This window comes from Salinispirillum sp. LH 10-3-1 (genome assembly GCF_030643825.1).
Lineage (GTDB): Bacteria > Pseudomonadota > Gammaproteobacteria > Pseudomonadales > Natronospirillaceae > Salinispirillum.
In genome coordinates, this window is the sequence record NZ_CP101717.1 from 1,934,763 (window position 1) to 1,952,520 (window position 17,758).

18 protein-coding genes are annotated in these 17,758 nt (G+C 53.2%); 9 read left to right on the plus strand and 9 right to left on the minus strand.

The genetic code is table 11. From position 1 onward, the window contains the following. Window positions 1-4: 4 nt before the first annotated feature. Genes NFC81_RS08620 through NFC81_RS08630 form a run of 3 tightly spaced genes read right to left on the minus strand, consistent with a single transcriptional unit; the run spans window position 5 to window position 2,893 of the window. Entirely contained in the window at window positions 5-517 is a 513-nt protein-coding gene (locus tag NFC81_RS08620) for a DUF1850 domain-containing protein (protein WP_304994077.1), read from the minus strand. Further along, a complete protein-coding gene (locus NFC81_RS08625) occupies window positions 504-2,441 on the minus strand; it encodes a DUF4105 domain-containing protein (RefSeq protein WP_304994078.1) in 1,938 nt (645 codons plus the stop codon). The genes NFC81_RS08620 and NFC81_RS08625 overlap by 14 nt, the downstream gene beginning before the upstream one ends. Continuing rightward, complete coding sequence (locus tag NFC81_RS08630) at window positions 2,438-2,893, minus strand: hypothetical protein (RefSeq protein ID WP_304994079.1); 456 nt, start codon at window positions 2,891-2,893, stop codon at window positions 2,438-2,440. The genes NFC81_RS08625 and NFC81_RS08630 overlap by 4 nt, the downstream gene beginning before the upstream one ends. Before the next feature lie 232 nt (window positions 2,894-3,125). Between NFC81_RS08630 and NFC81_RS08635 the strand changes: the two genes are divergently transcribed. The 5 genes from NFC81_RS08635 to NFC81_RS08655 all read left to right on the plus strand — a co-directional run bounded on the left by NFC81_RS08635 (window position 3,126) and on the right by NFC81_RS08655 (window position 9,032). Next, on the plus strand, window positions 3,126-3,785 hold the full coding sequence (locus tag NFC81_RS08635) for a hypothetical protein (protein ID WP_304994080.1): 660 nt from the start codon (window positions 3,126-3,128) through the stop codon (window positions 3,783-3,785). Between the two features lie 54 nt (window positions 3,786-3,839). Further along, window positions 3,840-6,491, plus strand: a complete 2,652-nt coding sequence (locus tag NFC81_RS08640) for a LuxR C-terminal-related transcriptional regulator (RefSeq protein ID WP_304994081.1) — start codon at window positions 3,840-3,842, stop codon at window positions 6,489-6,491. Window positions 6,492-6,619: 128 nt separating this feature from the next. Then, entirely contained in the window at window positions 6,620-6,799 is a 180-nt protein-coding gene (locus NFC81_RS08645; RefSeq protein ID WP_304994082.1) for a zinc-binding dehydrogenase, read from the plus strand. Window positions 6,800-6,816: 17 nt separating this feature from the next. Next, window positions 6,817-7,233, plus strand: coding sequence for a hypothetical protein (locus NFC81_RS08650; protein ID WP_304994083.1), 417 nt, complete (start codon window positions 6,817-6,819; stop codon window positions 7,231-7,233). 110 nt (window positions 7,234-7,343) lie between these two features. Next, window positions 7,344-9,032 (plus strand): EAL domain-containing protein, encoded by a 1,689-nt coding sequence (locus tag NFC81_RS08655; RefSeq protein ID WP_304994084.1) that lies wholly within the window; start codon window positions 7,344-7,346, stop codon window positions 9,030-9,032. Window positions 9,033-9,097: 65 nt separating this feature from the next. Here the strand turns inward: NFC81_RS08655 and NFC81_RS08660 are convergent, their stop codons facing one another. The 4 genes from NFC81_RS08660 to NFC81_RS08675 form a co-directional block, all read right to left on the minus strand. Continuing rightward, window positions 9,098-9,613, minus strand: coding sequence for a GrpB family protein (locus tag NFC81_RS08660; protein WP_304994085.1), 516 nt, complete (start codon window positions 9,611-9,613; stop codon window positions 9,098-9,100). Between the two features lie 23 nt (window positions 9,614-9,636). After that, a complete protein-coding gene (locus tag NFC81_RS08665) occupies window positions 9,637-9,900 on the minus strand; it encodes a type II toxin-antitoxin system RelE/ParE family toxin (protein WP_304994086.1) in 264 nt (87 codons plus the stop codon). Then, window positions 9,887-10,120, minus strand: a complete 234-nt coding sequence (locus NFC81_RS08670) for a ribbon-helix-helix domain-containing protein (RefSeq protein WP_304994087.1) — start codon at window positions 10,118-10,120, stop codon at window positions 9,887-9,889. The genes NFC81_RS08665 and NFC81_RS08670 overlap by 14 nt, the downstream gene beginning before the upstream one ends. A gap of 175 nt (window positions 10,121-10,295) precedes the next feature. Continuing rightward, a complete protein-coding gene (locus NFC81_RS08675) occupies window positions 10,296-11,288 on the minus strand; it encodes an alpha/beta fold hydrolase (RefSeq protein ID WP_304994088.1) in 993 nt (330 codons plus the stop codon). 427 nt (window positions 11,289-11,715) lie between these two features. Here NFC81_RS08675 and NFC81_RS08680 point away from each other — a divergent pair, with 427 nt between their 5' ends. From NFC81_RS08680 to NFC81_RS08695, 4 genes are all read left to right on the plus strand, one after another. Then, window positions 11,716-12,435, plus strand: coding sequence for a Crp/Fnr family transcriptional regulator (locus NFC81_RS08680; protein ID WP_304994089.1), 720 nt, complete (start codon window positions 11,716-11,718; stop codon window positions 12,433-12,435). A gap of 156 nt (window positions 12,436-12,591) precedes the next feature. Next, window positions 12,592-13,320 (plus strand): Crp/Fnr family transcriptional regulator, encoded by a 729-nt coding sequence (locus tag NFC81_RS08685; protein ID WP_304994090.1) that lies wholly within the window; start codon window positions 12,592-12,594, stop codon window positions 13,318-13,320. Between the two features lie 465 nt (window positions 13,321-13,785). Beyond that, on the plus strand, window positions 13,786-14,034 hold the full coding sequence (locus tag NFC81_RS08690) for a hypothetical protein (protein WP_304994091.1): 249 nt from the start codon (window positions 13,786-13,788) through the stop codon (window positions 14,032-14,034). Continuing rightward, window positions 14,031-14,423 carry a PRC-barrel domain-containing protein gene (locus NFC81_RS08695; protein WP_304994092.1) on the plus strand — a complete coding sequence of 131 codons (393 nt, stop codon included), beginning with the start codon at window positions 14,031-14,033 and terminating at the stop codon, window positions 14,421-14,423. The genes NFC81_RS08690 and NFC81_RS08695 overlap by 4 nt, the downstream gene beginning before the upstream one ends. Window positions 14,424-14,559: 136 nt before the next feature. Here NFC81_RS08695 and NFC81_RS08700 read toward each other — a convergent pair whose 3' ends face one another. Both NFC81_RS08700 and NFC81_RS08705 read right to left on the minus strand, forming a co-directional pair. Continuing rightward, window positions 14,560-17,100: a chemotaxis protein CheB gene (locus NFC81_RS08700; protein ID WP_304994093.1), complete on the minus strand. Its 2,541-nt coding sequence runs from the start codon at window positions 17,098-17,100 to the stop codon at window positions 14,560-14,562. Then, window positions 17,094-17,684, minus strand: a complete 591-nt coding sequence (locus tag NFC81_RS08705; protein WP_304994094.1) for a PAS domain-containing protein — start codon at window positions 17,682-17,684, stop codon at window positions 17,094-17,096. Before NFC81_RS08705 ends, NFC81_RS08700 begins: the two co-directional genes overlap by 7 nt. Window positions 17,685-17,758: the final 74 nt, after the last annotated feature.

Genomic DNA, 17,758 nt, shown 5'->3' on the forward strand with positions numbered 1-17,758 from the left:
CGCTCTAATTAAGCGGCCCTAAAAGCCTAACCTCAACCCGCTCGCCTGCCGCGAGCGCGCTGAGGCTGACGTCGCCGGTTTCCACCAGAATGCGGTGATTCACGGTGCTCGCGCCGACACGTAACCAGTAGGCGTTACCCGGCACAGGCTCATTGATATCGAGAATGCGATAGCCACCTTCCCCATCGGATTCCATACGACCTCGTCCTTCGATATGTCCTAGCCCAGCGGCAAAATCCGGTTGATGACTGCTTTCCAATCGCAATACACCGTCCGCTACACCGTAACAGTCGCGTACCGGAAAACCAGCCACAGAGTGGTTCCAGCCCATACACCAAGCACCATCGGGCGGTAGCACAACCATCGCTACCAAGGTTTGATCCGCGCGGCGAATCTCTAACTGCCAGGGCGACGGCGCCGCTGGCCCTTGGTTCGAACCGGCACACCCGGTTAAAAGCCCTACCCATAGGCTCCCTACCAGCAGCAAGCGAATGCGATCAGCCTTACCAATGCGCACTGAACGCCACCCGGTATTCGCGGGCTACATGCTCTTCCGCCGACAGAGTTACATCCCAACGCCGACCCGCACCAAAGCGACTGCGCAGGGCTAACATTGGCTCGGCATCGACCGAATCGTCAAGGTGATAGCGATAGCCGAGATCCAAATGGGCTTTCCACAACGGATGCAGCCCCAGCACGGCCCCGGTGCGTGCCGTACCGGACAAGATGCCTTTGTCACCCGACGCCAGACGCCCCTCCAGCAGGCCGAAGACCGCGCTGTCACTGCCTATCTTCCAGGCTTTACCCGAGCCACCCTCCGCAAAGAATTGCGTGCAGTCAGTACAACTCAGGTCAGCCGCCTCGGCACCCATACGCACCTTCCACGCCAAGCCACCATCGCCGGGCAAGCCAGTGTGCGATACGTTTAATGCTTCAATATGAATGAGGTCAAAACGGCGTAACCACAGGGCGTCTTCGGTAGCAGCTACATTAACATCCACCATCGCCATGTGCATAAAAGGCAAGCGGCCTTGTGAAGGCGCGAGATGGTCAAAGTACGACAAACGGAAACGCCCTATAGCCCCGGCACCCAACGTCTCGTTGTAAAAGGGCGCAAGCTGCAACAAGCTAGGAATCTGACCCGCGGTCGGTGGCTGCTGTGTCGTAAGCCACTGACGTTCAGGTGATTCAGCCAACGGCAAACGCTGCACCAGCAAATCGCGTCGCACACGGCGGCTTTCTTCTTGCGTGCCATTGAGCGAGTAGTAAAACCCGTAGTACTCCAACAAAGCATCGATCACATCAATCTGCTCTGCTTCAGAGAACCCATTGACCACCGGCTTGGCATCAATCGGGGCAGCAATATGACGCCCGATATATCGGCGCTGTTCGCGTGAAAGCTCGTCAAACAAAGTCGTGAAACGAGACTGCCCCGAGGGAATGTAACTCACCTTATCCACCAAGGGCTCGCCGTCGATTTCTTGCGCCATGATGTTGTTGAAAATATCGTGCGGTAGCATCCAAGGTTTTATCTTGTTGCCTAAGGCTTCCTCCAACACCAAGTCCAATACCTGTGCGGTACGAAACGCGCAATTCTGGCGGGAAAAATAGTACACAAACTCCTGCCCCAGCAACTCCCATGTATGCGCGACAATAAAATCCACTTTGTCTTGTGGCAGATTCAAGCGATATTCCCACAGGTCACGCTGCTGAAATTCACCATAGAGCAAGCTGTTCTGATAAAACCGGGAGTAAGAGAATACGGCGTTGTAGCTCCCCACCAGACCTCGCCACACGAACAATGCCGGAGTTTCGTCATTCGGTAAGTCAACGCCAAAGTTAACCGTTGTGCCCAGGATACTGTCCGGGTCGGACGTAGCGTAATTCAACTTCAACAACACATGGCCGTAGAACGACGATGGATTACCCAAGTAACCGTTGGCCCAAATGAGGCTGACCGAGTCGATGCTTTCATTCACCCGCCAAGCCATATAGTTTAGACACTCTGGCTCAGGCAATGAGATGTGTGAGAAATCCAACTGCTCTTGCAGCCAGGTAAAGCGTGCAGGAAAGCGGCATTGGGCGTGCTGTTCGGGTTTTTCGGGATCAACAGGCGCTGTCACACCACGAATCAGTGTTTCCAGCTCTACTTGCGGATCGTACTCACCCTCGGCGGCCAGAAAGAACCCAGCCGAGTTGATGTCACTGCTGTACCCACGACCAAAGCGGTTCGGTTGGTAATACACGAGTTTATGCCATGTAGGGTGCCTATGTAACGCAGCCTGCTCCGCTTGTGCCAATAGACTATGCACACCGTCGTTGGCGGTATTGGCTTGCGCCAGCGCACCCGTACACAACAGGGTGAACGTCAGCACCAATGCTCGATGGATCACCTGCCCCCTCGATCCTTGCCAAACGCTGACAACTGCGCGCGCGATCATGTTGTGCACTGCTCAATGTAGGGCCCATTGATGTGATCTTGCACCGCAGCAAACATCAGGCTGGCCTTGGTCGCCGTCAGCTGATCATTATACTCCGGGTCTAACATCAGCGGCGCCAGCGTTTGTCGAATACCACGCAGCACCGAGCGGTGCGTCGCAGGGGGGCAACCGTACAAATTAAGCAGCTCGGCGCTGTAACGGCCATGCCCCGTCGCCAACTCGATTTCCAAAGCATCAAAGGCTTCGTGAATTAAGCGCGACGCTGAAATGTCAGCGGCATTACAGCCAATCTCAACCGGCACAACGTTCGCCGTATCAATACTCATGAAATCCCAATTCACGCGTGACACCGCCGAATTCAACGCTGTGAACTTAAACAACTCCGCCCCAACTCGACACTGCGTCGCTGGGTCATCGCTCTGCGCTGCGGGGCTGTTCAACGACAACAGCATACCGCACACCAGCAAACAGATTGATTTGAATACTTTTATTGGCACACCATGCTGCCTCATCGGTTTGTTATGCATCGGATATTACCAGACTGCGCGCAGTGCAGGAACTCTGACGACCAGCTGGCGAGCGCTGGATACAAAACCCTACTCCGAACCCTACTTTAGTACCTAAGTGCTCAGGGCGAACGCCCCTATGCTCTGTCGAGTCCAACATTAACGGAGTCGACACACAATGCCTTTCTTTTCACGCGTTTTATTAGCAGTACCCATCATCTTAGCCATCACTGTGCAAGCCAGTATTGCCACTGAATCCGAAATCTCAGCGTTTGGCACCCTCAACGAACTGGCCGTACGCGACGAAAACGAACGCGAACTGGTCAGTAACGTACTCTTTGTCGGCTCCGGCGTTTCCGCCGCAGTAGCGGTGGGTATGCACCTCGATGGCGAGTACGAAATTGCTTCGCTGTTATCGGTTACCAGTGCCCTTGCGCTAGGCGGCGGAGTATTAGCCCGCAATTACGAGTCCTCGACCGAACGTGCACTGGCCCGTGTACTGTTGCTGGAGGACCCGCTCGAGCGTGAACAGCGTTCACGTGATGCACTGTTCCAACTGGCCAGTGAACAGCGCAGAAGTCGCATTACATCGGGTATTTTCAATGTCAGCGTGGCGTCCTACTATCTCTTTCTAGACGACGGAGAATCAGCAACCTTTAACGGCGTAGTGTCCCTTGCCGCCGGCGTAGCCTATTTCGCCCTGCAAAGCCCGGCAGAACGTGCGGTAAAACGGCTACAAGGCGACAGGAATGAACATGCCTTTCTAAACAAACTGGATTGGCACGTGGCTATCGCGGGTGGCCAAGACCAACTCTTGTCGTTCGGCGTCAGCTTCTAGGTAGGTATTTTTAGGAAAATTTACTGAATTCTCAGAGGTTCCTTGGGCGATTTTATGTTGTACGATGGCGTCATGCCTACGCCACTGCTCGCCACTAAATTATACGCCCCACCGGTGAGGTCGACGGTTATCCGTCGCCCGCGCTTGTTGACGCGTATCGATGCGGGGCGCGAAGGCAAACTGACACTGATTTCCGCCCCCGCAGGGTTCGGCAAAACCACCTTGGTCAGCAGTTGGCTGGCCGACCAAGGTGCCACCGCCGCATGGCTCTCGCTCGACGACAACGACAAAGACCCCTATCGTCTGCTGACCTACCTCATCGCGGCCATTCAGTCTGTGCAAAGCCAGTTCGGCCTGCGCTTGATGGCCGCGTTACAGAGCGCGCAGCCACCCGCGCTCGACACCATTACCACCGAGCTGATCAACGAACTGCATGCGTTAGAAAACACCATTACGCTCGTACTCGACGACCTGCACAGCGCACAGTCCGACGCTACAAATCCGTTGTTTACCGCCTTGATGGACTACCTGCCCGACACCGTGCGCGTCATCATCACCACACGCGAAGAACCCAGTCTGGCGTTAGCCAAATTACGCGCCAAAGGCGACCTGACTGAATTCAGAGTGTCGGACCTGCGCTTCAATACCGATGAAATCACGCAGTTCCTGAATCAGATCATGCATCTGAATATACCGACGCTAGGCATTATGGCCTTGGAAAAGAGCACAGAAGGCTGGATCACCGGGCTTCAGCTTGCAGCATTATCGTTAAAAGATCAGATGGGGCTGGATGACCTCCTGGCTCAAATTGAGCAGGGCCATCAGTTCATCCTGGACTATTTGCTGGAAGACGTACTGCTGAAGCAACCCGAGCACATTCAACACTTTTTACTGCACACCGCCGTGCTAAAAAGATTCTGCGCACCCTTGTGCGATGTGGTCGTCAAAGATGCAGCAACACAGCGCAACAGTGATGCCCCTGCGGTGGCGAGCCAAGAAGCCTTGGAACAAATAGAACGCGCCAACCTATTCATTATTCCGCTGGATGCCGAACGCAAGTGGTTCAGATACCACCATCTGTTCGCCGAACTGCTGCGCAAACGCCTGTATCAGCAATCCCCTGAAATAGCACGGCAACGTCATGTGGCGGCCAGTCATTGGTTCCGACAAGAAGGCTTGGAAATAGAGGCCTTTGAGCACGCCGCTGCCGCCGAAGACTATGAACTCGCGCTCCGTATCATTGGCAGCGGCATCATGCCCCTACAGTTTCGCGGTGGCGTTTTCCCCATCATGAGTTGGCTGGCGACTTTACCGCCGGACGTCCTGAACCAATACCCCGAATTGTGGGTGAACTGGGCGTCCTCACTCTTGGTGATCGGACGCGTGGATGGCGTAGCAGACAAGGCCGACGCTGCCGAACGCGCTTTGCAACACCTGCCCCCAGACACCTATGACCCTGAGATACTGGGCCGCATTGCTTCTATTCGTGCCACCCTTGCGGTGACCAGACACGACCATGAAGGCATCCTGACGCAAGCCGAGATCGCTCTTAGCAACCTGAAACCCAGTAATCTGTCGGTGCGCGCCTCCATTACATGGGCTACGGGCTATGCGCATTCTCTGCGCCGCGAACCAGCGCTGGCGGAAAAAGCCTATGCCGACAGTTTGGTGGTGTGCGATGACATCGGACATACCACCATTGGCAACATGTGCCGCCTCGGCCTAGCCAAGATCTGGCTGGACAATCTGCACCTTTATCAAGTCGCGAAAATCTGTCAGGAAGCCATCGACCGCGCCGGCGACACACCACCAGCGCCTATCTGCGATGCGTACTTAGCGCTCGCAATGGCACACTATCAATGGGGTGCACTAGAGGAAGCACTGCAATACGCACGCCTCGGCTTGCCATTAGCGCAGAAGATTCTACACACGGATCGTGCGGCCTATTGCGAACTGTTTATGGCACAAGTCGCCTTAGCACAAGGCGACCTAGCGAAAGCCGATGAACTGCTGACGCAGATCGAAAGAGCCATTCAACAAAACGGCTACGACTTGCAACGCCCGTACTTGGCCAGCTTGCGCACTCGGCTGGCCCTCCAACAACAAAACCTTATCCAGGCGGAGCACTGGGCTCAACAGCACCCGCAGATGCATTATCGTGTCATCGTGTGCTTGGCCAACGGAGAAGTCGCCACGGCACTAACCCTGTTGGACACTGACGCTTCGCCCTGCATCACTCACCACGATCAACTGCTGCGGCACCTGTCTCGGGCACGGGTGAGCCATGCACAGCATGATACACCCACCGCATTGCACTATCTTGCGCAGGCCATTGAGCTGGCCGAGCCCCACAATGCCTTGCGTGTGTTCTTGGACGAAGGCGCTGCCATGGAAGCCCTGTTAAAAGAAGCTCAGTTGCAAGGGCTGGTAGAAAAGAAAAGCTCCGCCTTCGTAAACAAGCTATTGCGCCTGTTCTGCCCACCCAACATTGCCATTCAACCGTCAGAGCTGCCTGAACCCATCAGCAAGCGCGAGCGTGAAGTGCTGCAACTCATCGCCGACGGGTTATCGAACCAAGAAATCAGCGAACGCCTGCACCGCGCCCTAAGCACCATCAAAGGCCACAACAAATCCATCTTCGAAAAGCTCAACGTGCAACGCCGCACCGAAGCAATCGCGAAAGCGCGCGAGCTGGGTTTGCTCTAAAACAGTACTTTAGTATCTAGAGCCAACAGCGCTCTGCGCCTACCATAAAAACAATAAGAACACAGGAACAACAGCATGAAAGCGATCATCTTCCCGGCTTACGGCTCGCCCGTATCGGCGTCATGCCCATGGCGCAAGCCAAGCAGGCCGATTTGGTGACCCTGAGTGAAATGGCCGAGGCAGGCAGCATCAAACCGGAAATCGACCGCTACTACCCACTGGAAGAAACCGCTGACGCCTTGCGCTATATGGAGACCAATCGAGTACGGGGTAAGCTGGTCATTAAGATAAACAACGCGGGTTCATAATTACTGGAGTCGACACCGTGCAAGTTTCCGTATTCAGGTTAAATACGCTCCGTGCCATGTACTTATTCATCGCGGCGGGACTCGGCTTCACGATGTGGCCGGATATTCTGCTGCCCACAGATGCCCAAGCCGATTCATACACCGTGATTTCATCGCTACTCGGAGCGCTGGGGCTGCTGTGTTTGCTTGGGCTGCGATACCCTTTAAAAATGCTGCCTCTGCTTATTTTCGAATTGCTTTGGAAGCTGATCTGGGTGACGGCGTTTGCGCTTCGTATGTCGCTGGATACTGGTCTGGATGCCTATGCGCTAGACACCCTGTTTGCTTGCCTCATCGGCCTGGTGCTGGTGCCTCTGGTCATTCCTTGGCGTTATGCCGTGCAGGCGTTTATGATAGCAAAAGCGGAGCCATGGCGTCGAAGCGATGTTAGGTGAAAGCCAACGAGCTTGCCTTTTGGCGTGCGAAAGAAAGCATGTCGAGTTAAACTTTGCTAATGAACTCACACGCTCATCACTCTACGCCCTTACATGCTTGGTTAAACGCCATGGCTTTACCTGCCTTCATCGTGGATGCAAGCAAGGCGGATATTTCCATTGTATTTGCGAATAAGGCGTGGTGGTCGATGCACCAGACAGTTGTGGGCCTACCCAATGATGACAAGCCACTGCTTTTGAGCCAGCTGTACCGCACACATCCGAGCGACAGATTGAGCAGTACCCTGTCCGATGCGCTTAATATGCCTGACGCCTATTGGACGATAACCGTCGAGTCGTTGCATCACCCTAGAGAACAAGGGCGCTGGTACCGACATGCCATCAGTGGACTCTCAACAACCGATCTGCAGCTGCATCCATCGTCGGTTTTGGTCATAGAACAAGACATAACATGGGAAGTACTGAACGAATCACGCCTTACCCAACAAGCAGCACTTGACCCCCTGACCGGCCTGCTTGCCCGCGAACCCTTTCTGAATGAAATGCGCAGTAAACTGCGAGATTTAACGGTCAACCAAGGCGCACTCTGTCTCGTTTTTATCGACCTCAACAAATTCAAGCCCATCAATGACAAGTATGGGCACGATGTAGGCGACCGGGTTTTGAGTCAGCTTGGTGAGCGCCTGCTCGCCGAGATGAGCCACGGCAACCGAGCAGGCCGCTTAGGCGGTGACGAGTTCGTATTGATGCTCACCGGTACATTGAACCAAGAAGCCATTTCCGATTACCTAAGCAAATTGGCAGAGCGCGTATTTCAGCCTATAGAGATCAGCCCCACACTGACCGTGCCAATTGGTGCGTCGTTTGGCTATGCCTGCACACAAGATGCACAGGTTTCTGCAGAAGATCTTCTTAAAGCGGCCGACCAAGCCATGTACCGCGCCAAGCAGAACAACAACGCCTGTACCGTAGCCGCTGGTGACATAGTCGAAAGCTGGGAGACGAGCCAAAACCGAGCAGAGTTGGTACGGGCTCTAAAAACTGACGGGCTCGAGATGTATATTCAGCCTGTTATTTCCCTAAAGCATCAAAAAACCATTGGTTTCGAAGTGCTGCCTAGATGGCAACACCCTGAATACGGACTGCTCGAACTGGAGCATTTCCATCCTCTGCTGATTCACTCAGAAGAAGGCAAAGCCTTTGATCGCTGGCTCATTCTCTCTGCTGCCAAGTTGTCAGCGAGCTTTAAAAAACTGGGCTTTGACATCGGCATTGGTATCAATCTGACGCGCCGCCAACTTGATGACGGCTCGTTCGTAGATATCATGCGCGAAGCCATTCCCTACTTTGATAATGGCAAGATAGATCTGACACTCGAAATTATTGAATCGCCTCACTTTCGTGACCAGAATCTCGCCTTCAGCGCCCTCCAACAAGCACGAGAAATGGGCAGCCAAGTCGTACTTGACCATTTTGGCAATGGCACTTCATCCATGACCTTTGCGTCTAAAGTACCTTTGGATTTCATTAAACTGCATGATGATCTCAGCCAAAACTTGCGCAACAGCCCAGACCAGCAAAACTATGTCAGTGCTTTAATCGCCTTTTCTCACAAACTGGGTAAGCGCGTGGTGGCCAGCGGTGTCAGCAACGAAGAAGACGCGGACATTTTACGGCGCTTAGATTGTGACCTAATCCAAGGTAATTTCTGGTTCGAACCCATGACCGTGCAAGAAGCCCATACTTACTTCGTATCAGGTCATGCAACAAGCACGTTTCCGCTCCGCCTTATGCCCTAGGCAATCTACATGTACATTGCTTTTAGTGACAAAACCTCAGCTCTAGCGCACCGAACCTGGGCTGCTTAAGCGCGCCAGTTCGCGCGGCTTTTTTTGTCAGCATGCGCTGAAGGCCCTTGTAGAACCGACTCAATAAACGACGTCTTCTGTGCTCTGTAGTGTTCAGGCGTGGAACCAATGGCATCTTGTTTCAGTTGATTGTAACGCTGCACCAGTTCTGCATCGCCATTTAGGGCATCTCTGAACAACAAAAAGAACTCATACTTCGAACCCCGCGCCACAACTTGCAACGCAAGGCCATCTTGGTCTGGTTTTTCCAACATGCAAAGTTCTGAATCTCGGTGCGTATCATGCTTCACGCTAAATCCAAAGGCTTGGATAGCTGCTACCGCATCGGCATGCGCGCTAGCAGGCACTTCTACATACAGGTCAACATCACCCTTGGTCAACGCGCCGGCTATGGCTGTCGAGCCAATATGTTCAACTCGTGAATCTGGGATACTGGACTCAATGATGGGTTTCCATTTTGCGAACAAATCAGTGGCGTTAGCTTTGCATTGTTCCGCTTCAACCAGTCGCATACTTTACTCCGTCAATGTACGGATTATCGGTTTTTATAAACGCTCGAACGATGCCCGACCTTGATAACGCTAACTACCAGCTCAGCGTCCCTGATTTCATAAACAATGCGATACAAGCCTTGGCGTACCCGGTACTTGTCATCGCCCGTTAACTTAATACAACCATCAGCTCTTGGGTCGAGCGCCAATGCATCAATTCTCGCTAGGATCTTCAACACATCATTTTTGGGGAGGCTTCTGAGGTCCTTCGCCACAGATTTTTTAAACATAATTTTATAGTTTGCCATGTGCCTTCAAATCGTTAATCAGTGCTTCATAACTCATTTCAGGTTCTTTGACGCGATCGGCCAACGCTGCCAAATCTTGCTGATCCTCAGCGATTAACAAGCGAACAGCCTCGTCAATGATCTCAGACACCGAGCTGTCCGACGAAGCAGCTTTCATCTTTAATGCCTGATGAATCGCCGGGTCAAAATAAACGGTCGATCTTTTGGATAGTGAACTCATCCCCAATGCTCCTGTGAACTACGCACAACATTATAGCACTATAACGTTAACGCACCATGCACTGTTTTTTAGAGACGATAGCTTGGCTCCGAGTGAGTTTTTCAAACCTGCTGCAATCAAGAAGACTACCCCCCCACTCACCGCCTGCAGCACCTCCGCCACCGAACCCCTTTCTTCAATGGCTGGGCGATTCGGCATGCTCGCCAGAAGCAGAGTCAGCCAACACCTGCGTCACAAAGGTCGTTACCAACTCATCGAACTTCGCTTTATGGCTAAACCGCAAGTAATGGTCTGCACCGTCAACTTGCGCAAACTGTGCATTGGGGATTTGCCGAGCCAGCCGCGCACTGAACTCAAAAGGGACGTTAACATCCTCGGTACCGTGGACCACCAGTGTGGGGACTTGAATGGACTCAGCGGGCAAGTTCAGTACTGAGAATTGCTCATTGTCATTGTCAAAACCTGGCTTTCGTAACGAGGGCGGTTGCGTAGAAAGCACGGTTCGACGAAACATCTGCAGGCCCACTGGGTCTTGCAGCATGCTCGCTTGGTTATCTGTACCTTTTACCAGCATACCCACAAGCCGCTCGTCTTTCTTAGACAAAACCCCTAGCGCTAACCAGTTAAAGAAATCGCTGTCTAACAGACCGGCACCCTGGCTCTTCGCTGCTTGTTCATCAAGCATTCTTGGCTGGCTAACCGCCGCCATAGTAATCAGCCCCACCGTACGTTCAGGGTACATCGACGCAAAGGCAATACCGGAAGGCCCTCCACCGGACGCCGCCATCACAATGACTTTTTCAATACCCAAGGCATCGAGCAGTGCCGCATAAGCAGTGGCTTGCTCTGCCGGGGTTCGCCCGGTCGCCAGCGGCGTCCGCAAATACCCCGGCCGAGAAACCGTCAGAACTCGGTAAGGCGCAGCCTCTAATTCCGGACTTGACTGGAATTGGTCATAGCCTCCCGGCGAACCGGGCAAGAACAACATAACGGCTTCTCCTGAACCCGTTATTCGGTACTCAATCGGCCCTACAGCGGTTTGGATGACTTCGCTAACTGCGGCTAACGCCTTAATTTTCTTGCTTTTCCACAGCGTGTAACGCACTGCCATGTACAACAATGCAACAAGAACGAGGGTTATTACTCCCGCTAAAATGCTGGTTGCCATTGATCTCTCTCCCTTACCTAATGAGCGACGATACAGTAATTGGAATAAACGCGAACCGTTCTTCAAGTAGCAGAATTTATTGAGAGTGGCAAATCCTTACACCGCTAGAAACGTTAGAACACGCACTACTGGCAGTACGGCTTTACCCATATCAAAGCCGATAAGCGTGACCGATGCCGATCAACACCGCTTTTGCCCATCATGGAAGCGAAAATAAAGGGTCAACTCGAGGTGAAGCGAACCCAGTATCTCCGCTTGTATGGCAAGCCTTAAGGCACTGAGTCAAATAAGACAGCAAGGCACATCGGCCCTTATGTTCGCAACCGCACATACGAGGATTCCGACGTGCTATTATAGTGCGGTCGTCACTACAGGACACAATCCTTCGCCACCTTCGGAAGGCCACCTACATTCAAGGATCGCGCCTATGCCTAATCAACCCGACCCACGCGACAATCATCTTTTGGCTGCATTGTCGGCTGACGAATATGAGCGTCTATTGCCTGACCTGACGTTAGCTCCCATGATTCTCGGAGACACCTTATGTGAGCCCTACATTAAGATGCAAAATGTCTATTTCCCGGTGGACTCCATTGTCTCCTTGCTGTGTGTCATGGAGGACGGCGGCTCAGCTGAAATCGCCGTCGTTGGGAACGAAGGTATCGTGGGGGTCTCGCTGTTTATGGGCGGTGATACTACGCCGAATCAAGCGGTAGTCCAATCCGCAGGCATGGCTTACAAGCTTTCCGGCCGAGCCCTCAAAGCAGAGTTCTATCGGAGCGGCCCAATGCAGCGATTGCTCCTGCGGTACACGCAGGCTTTACTGACCCAAATGGCACAAACGGCCGTATGTAACAGGCACCATAGTCTTGATGAGCAACTTTGCCGCTGGCTACTGTTGAGCCATGACCGACTGTCATCCAATGAGCTGATCATGACCCAAGAACTGATCGCCAATATGTTGGGGGTACGCCGTGAAGGTGTAACCGAAGCGGCGGGTAAATTGCAACGTGCCGGTCTGATTAAGTATCGCAGAGGGCACATCGCTATTTTGGATCGAAGTGGTCTGGAAGAACGTACGTGCGAATGCTATGCCGTGGTTAAAAGTGAATATGACCGGCTCTTGGATGAAGCACCTGTCACTTGACCTATATGCGCTAACACACGGAAGCTCTAATTACTTTGTGCCATACTGTGATTACGGGGGACTGTAGCGGGTTTGTTCTTACAACAGTACAAACCCTAAAAAGCGCTCGTGTGTTCCCTTTGAGAGGGATACGTTTTCACAGCTGGAGTTCACCTAATGTCAAGCACCAATCGTCTGCTGCAACTGTTACCGGAAGAAGAAAGCACCGGTGTAATGTCTCAGTGCGACGAGATCACTTTAACCTATTATGAAACCTTGGCAGAGCCAGGGGAAACGTACAGCCATGTATACTTTCCGCTGAGCGGCATTATTTCACTCGTTAACGTTTTAAATGGCAAGCCAGCTATAGAAGCAGGACTGCTAGGCACCGAAGGGATGCTGGGGGCCACCGTAGCACTCGGGGTCAGTCGTGCGCCTACCAGGGCGCTGGTGCAAGGCAGCGGTGCTGCTTTGCGAATAGACGCCGTTGTGTTCAGAGATTTATTGGCCCTCCACCCTACGCTGAACCAAGTCACCATGCACTACCTGTACGTAGTAAATGAGCAGCTGACCCAAGCATCCGTTTGCACGCGCTTCCATGTACTGGAGTCTCGGTTGGCACGCTGGTTATTGATGACCCAAGATCGAGCCCAAAACGACACCTTTGATATCACCCATCAGTATCTGGCCAGTATGCTCGGCGTTCGACGCGAGGGGATCACCGGCGCGGCAAGCAAGATGCAGCTACGCGGCCTGATTCACTATCGACGCGGTCGCTTGCAAATCATTGACCGGCAAGGGCTGAAAAAGATAGCCTGCGGTTGCTACGGCACCAATAAGGCGAGCTACGAACGGATATTAGGCTCGTCGCAAACAGGTGAAATGGCAGCCTCGGGGGTTGCCTGATCTGATCAGTAGACCGAAGTCTCCAGGCAACTCCGTCTCAATGACAGCGCCGGCGACACAGTCACCTCAGCCGACCGCACATCAGTCACAGCCTTATACATCGCTGCGGGCGCCGTCATACCCAAGCCTTTAGCAACTTCGTTCGCCAGTTACGCTGAGACATTGACCTATAACGACAGCATACTTGTCGCCTGACGTACCTGTTTGTTTTTTCTTATAGCCATATCGTTTACCCAATTTTATAGGGAATAAAATGCGCCGGAATCTCTCTGAGTTGCTCTTTGAGGGGGCTGTTCGACAGCAAACGCAGTGTACGCGGGCTGTACGCGGGCTGTACGTGGGCTGTACGTGGGATAGCGTACAGACCAGACCCTAGGCTTCAAATATCGTGGAATCTCACCCTGCATCGGCATGACTTCATGCAGAAGCAGGACTTGAGCGAAGCTAACATCTGGAGCACAGATTATGAATAAGAACCAAAACCAACCGCAGAACCAAAGCCAACCACAAAATGGCGCGCAGGGAAAAAACGAAAAAGAACTGGATGAAGTGAACAAGGTGCAAGGCGGCAAAGCACAGGCGAACAAGGAACAGGCCAACAAACAGCAAGGTGCTAATGAACCAGCAAACCAAAACAACGCTGAGAAAAAAAGCGGCAGCGAAGGTTCGGTATTGAAGGACCTCAATAAAGATGCGAGAAAGGATTCAAAATGAGCCTATCAACCGACTTGCCGAACAACGGCAACCCCACAGCAGGAAGCATGACGTTTGGTGCTGTACTGCTGAGCGCCGACACCATTGAAGGTGACGACGTTTATAACTTGCAGGACGAAAAGCTCGGCAAGATCCAGAACATCATGCTCGATATCCACGAAGGCAAGATACGTTATGTCGTCTTAGCATCGGGCGGTTTTCTGGGTATGGGTGACCGGTTGTTTGCTGTTCCTTGGTCTGCCTTAAAACTGGATCAGGACAACAAGCGCTTCATGCTCGACGTAAAGTTGGATCGGCTGAAAGATGCACCAGGCTTTGACAAGGACAACTGGCCAGACATGGCTGACACCACATGGAACACTACGGTGCACTCCTACTACACCCGCTAGTGGTCTCATGGATTAGACCAAGCTCACGCCAGAGCGCGCACTTAGGAAGTGCCGTTTTGGCACTGGCAATACCCCCACAAGCAGACATTCTTACGATCTGCTTGTGGCGCGTTTCCCGACTATCCCACGTTGAGCTCTACGCTTTCGAGTCACTGCGTAAGGCGTTCTCTAGGGCTTTGGTGTCAGTAATGTCCAGCAGCGTAATCACCACCCCATCAATGACATTGTCCAGCCGGCAATAAGGCATGATCCGCACGGTAAACCAACGGCCATCGGTCGTGGCAATCTGCTTCTCGGAAAAGGCCAAGGTCTTCAGCGTATTTTGCGCATCTTCTTTAAGCTCGGGATACAGCAGAGTCGTCGTAAGGTCGCTCAAAGGGCGTCCAATGTCGCTTTCTCGGATACTGATGATCTTGGAAGCTCGATCCGTGAAGCGCCGTAAATTTAAGTTCTGATCCAAAAAAAGAATGGCAATTTCAATACTGTTGAGCAGGTTTTTCATATCACTCTGCGCCAGCGCCAAATCATCGAGCTTGGTCTGCATTTCCGCATTGACGGTTTGCAGCTCTTCGTTCATGGACTGCATTTCTTCTTTCGAGGTGGTCAGTTCTTCGTTTGTGGACTGCAGTTCTTCATTCGTCGACTGCAACTCCTCGTTGGCCGACTGCAATTCTTCGCGCGAGGCGCGATTTTCCTCATGCAGGCTTTGAATTTCATCTTTGCATTGTTGCAGCTCGGCAGCGTGCGCTCGCTGGGTCGCGGTTTTCGATTGACCTTTACCAGTCGAGCCAGAGACGTTGGCGGCAATATCGCGAAAGACGATGATCTTCATACCCTGCAACGTACTGGGCTCCTTCAAGGCCTGAACCGTTACATCAACGCTCTGCATACCGCCGCCGGGCAATTGTACCTGCAAGCCTTGCAGCAATAAGGGTTCGCTCTTCTTCGACGCTTGGCGCAACGCACTGGCAATGGATGTACGCAGCCCTTCGCGCACCATGGCATGAAAATTCCAGTTGGCCTTCCCGGCGGCCGGCTCCAGATATTTACCGGTGCGACCGCTGATGTAGACGACATCACCGTCGTCGTTCACCACCACGGCGGCAGGTGCATAAACTTGCAGCAATACTTGGTCGGCAGCCGACTGCAGGTTGTTGGGCGTCTCGGAGGGTGGATGACTGGGGGACACAGGGAGCTCCTTAGCGATGGCAGACAGGGGTGGAAACGACTTAACGGGCATACGAAGATCGCCATCTTGGGCATCCTCTTGGCGCTGATACACACGCAGCTTGGACTGCAGGGGCGTAAATATCTGGGTATAGCGCCCTACCGTTTCCGAACTGCCTAGCAAGAGTACACCGCCAGGGCGCAGGCTGTAGTGAAATAATGGAATCAACTTCCGCTGCAAGCGCTGATCAAAGTAAATCAATAGGTTCCGGCAGGAGATCAGATCCAGTCGGGTAAACGGCGGATCGAGCACCACATTTTGCTGGGCGAATAACACTCGGTCACGAATATCGCCGTTGATTTGGTAGCCGTCACTCTGAGCCGTAAAAAATCTGCCTAGCCGATCTGCCGATACGCTTCCGCTGATGGTAGCTGGGTAAAAACCACGGCGTGCGGTGGCGATGGCATCGGGGCTTAGGTCAGAAGCGAATATCTGCAAACTGAACGCATGGGGCCTGGGTAACTTGTCTAAGGCCTCCGTAAAGATCATGGCCAAGGAATAGGCTTCTTCGCCGGTCGAGCAGCCGACCACCCAGGCGCGCAGGTTCGGCTCGCGGTGCTGTTTGGCCAACAAGTCGGGCAAGATGGTGTTCGCCAGGTGTTCCCAGACGGCGGTATCCCGGAAAAAATGGGTTACGCCGATCAACACTTCCTTGAACAGTAAGTCGATCTCTTGCGGGTTGCTTTGCAGGAAGTCGGCGTACAGCGCCAAGGTGGCGATTTCGTGGATCGCCATGCGTCGTTCCATGCGGCGGTGCAAAGTACTGGGTTTATAGAGCGAGAAATCGTGGCGAGTACGTCCTTGCAGCAGACGAAAAATCCGCTGCAAAGGCGTCGTGTCCGGCTCCGAAACATCGGACTGTTCGTCGTGAGTACCAGCATCCGAAGTCTCGGAAAGACAGGCCATTATGCGATCCGGCAGATCTTCGGGGTGAGCAATAATGTCGACGCAATCAGCCGTGATGGCGCTCTGCGGCATGGCATCGTACTGGGCGCCATCGGGTTGTTGTACTGCGGTTAGGCCGCCAACCGTCTTGATGGTTTGCAAACCCAATGTGCCGTCCGAGCCCATACCGGAGAGCACCACACCGATGGCCCGTTCGCCGTAGGCGCTGGCCAGCGAGGAAAACAGCACATTGATAGGCAGACGCAAACCGCGCGGTTCCATCGGTTCGGCAAGGTGTAACAGGCCATCAGCCACAGTCAGTTCGGTATTTGGCGGAATGACGTAAACGCAGTCTGGCTCTATGGCCATACCTTCGGTAACTTCCTGTACCACCATCGCAGTGACCCGTTGCAACAACTCGGTCAACAAAGCTTTATGGTTGGGGTCGAGGTGTTGCACCACCACATAGGCCATCTTGCTGCGCAGTGGAATACGGGAAAAAAATTCTTCAAGCGGCGCCAAACCGCCGGCGGAGGCGCCAATACCACAAACGCGTGTCAGCACTCGCAGCAGGCCAGCAGCAGGTGCTTATATCCGGGGTGCGTTGCGGCAGAAAACTGAATGTAGCGAGAACCCTTGTCCCCTTTCATCACTTCAGCCACACAAGAGTCCCTATCGCCACTGTGCGCAACGCGCTTCAGTAAGCCCAACAGCAAAGGCCGACTTTGAGCAAGTAAGAACGTATCAAGCGCTTGCCCAGCCAAGTCATCACGCCCAAGATCAAGCAAAGCCGCCGCCGCGTAATTCCCTTGAATGACTTTGCCTGTGCTATCGATCAAAAAATAGCCTTGCGGTGCGGAGTCGTAAAGATCTCGATAAAGGTTCAAATCGTCTACCAATGCCTGTTCATTGGCGGCCATTTCTTCGTTTTGTAAGTCCAGTTCTACCTGATGAACCTGCAATTCATGCAACAATTTGAGTGCATCATCGGCGCTGTCCGGGTTGCTCGACAAACGGTGGAGCATGCGCAAGGCATCAACACCCAGCGACCAATGGCCACCGGCGCGGGTCGTTCCAGTTTGCAACTGCTCTTCAGCCTTGTTTCGCAGTTCGGTCAGGGTTTTAGATTCATCGATGGTTACTGGCATACAGACTCCATGTATAAATGACGGTGTTCATAGTAGCTTATCCTCTCAACGAATAGTACGAAGCATCGGGTAGC

Coding starts and splice junctions, on each gene's coding strand:
- NFC81_RS08625 (WP_304994078.1), bottom strand. CDS start 2,441: ATGATCGCGCGCGCAGTTGTCAGCGTTTGGCAAGGATCGAGGGGGCAG.
- NFC81_RS08630 (WP_304994079.1), bottom strand. CDS start 2,893: ATGCTGTTGTCGTTGAACAGCCCCGCAGCGCAGAGCGATGACCCAGCG.
- NFC81_RS08635 (WP_304994080.1), top strand. CDS start 3,126: ATGCCTTTCTTTTCACGCGTTTTATTAGCAGTACCCATCATCTTAGCC.
- NFC81_RS08640 (WP_304994081.1), top strand. CDS start 3,840: ATGTTGTACGATGGCGTCATGCCTACGCCACTGCTCGCCACTAAATTA.
- NFC81_RS08645 (WP_304994082.1), top strand. CDS start 6,620: ATGGCGCAAGCCAAGCAGGCCGATTTGGTGACCCTGAGTGAAATGGCC.
- NFC81_RS08655 (WP_304994084.1), top strand. CDS start 7,344: ATGGCTTTACCTGCCTTCATCGTGGATGCAAGCAAGGCGGATATTTCC.
- NFC81_RS08660 (WP_304994085.1), bottom strand. CDS start 9,613: ATGCGACTGGTTGAAGCGGAACAATGCAAAGCTAACGCCACTGATTTG.
- NFC81_RS08665 (WP_304994086.1), bottom strand. CDS start 9,900: ATGGCAAACTATAAAATTATGTTTAAAAAATCTGTGGCGAAGGACCTC.
- NFC81_RS08670 (WP_304994087.1), bottom strand. CDS start 10,120: ATGAGTTCACTATCCAAAAGATCGACCGTTTATTTTGACCCGGCGATT.
- NFC81_RS08675 (WP_304994088.1), bottom strand. CDS start 11,288: ATGGCAACCAGCATTTTAGCGGGAGTAATAACCCTCGTTCTTGTTGCA.
- NFC81_RS08680 (WP_304994089.1), top strand. CDS start 11,716: ATGCCTAATCAACCCGACCCACGCGACAATCATCTTTTGGCTGCATTG.
- NFC81_RS08685 (WP_304994090.1), top strand. CDS start 12,592: ATGTCAAGCACCAATCGTCTGCTGCAACTGTTACCGGAAGAAGAAAGC.
- NFC81_RS08690 (WP_304994091.1), top strand. CDS start 13,786: ATGAATAAGAACCAAAACCAACCGCAGAACCAAAGCCAACCACAAAAT.
- NFC81_RS08695 (WP_304994092.1), top strand. CDS start 14,031: ATGAGCCTATCAACCGACTTGCCGAACAACGGCAACCCCACAGCAGGA.
- NFC81_RS08705 (WP_304994094.1), bottom strand. CDS start 17,684: ATGCCAGTAACCATCGATGAATCTAAAACCCTGACCGAACTGCGAAAC.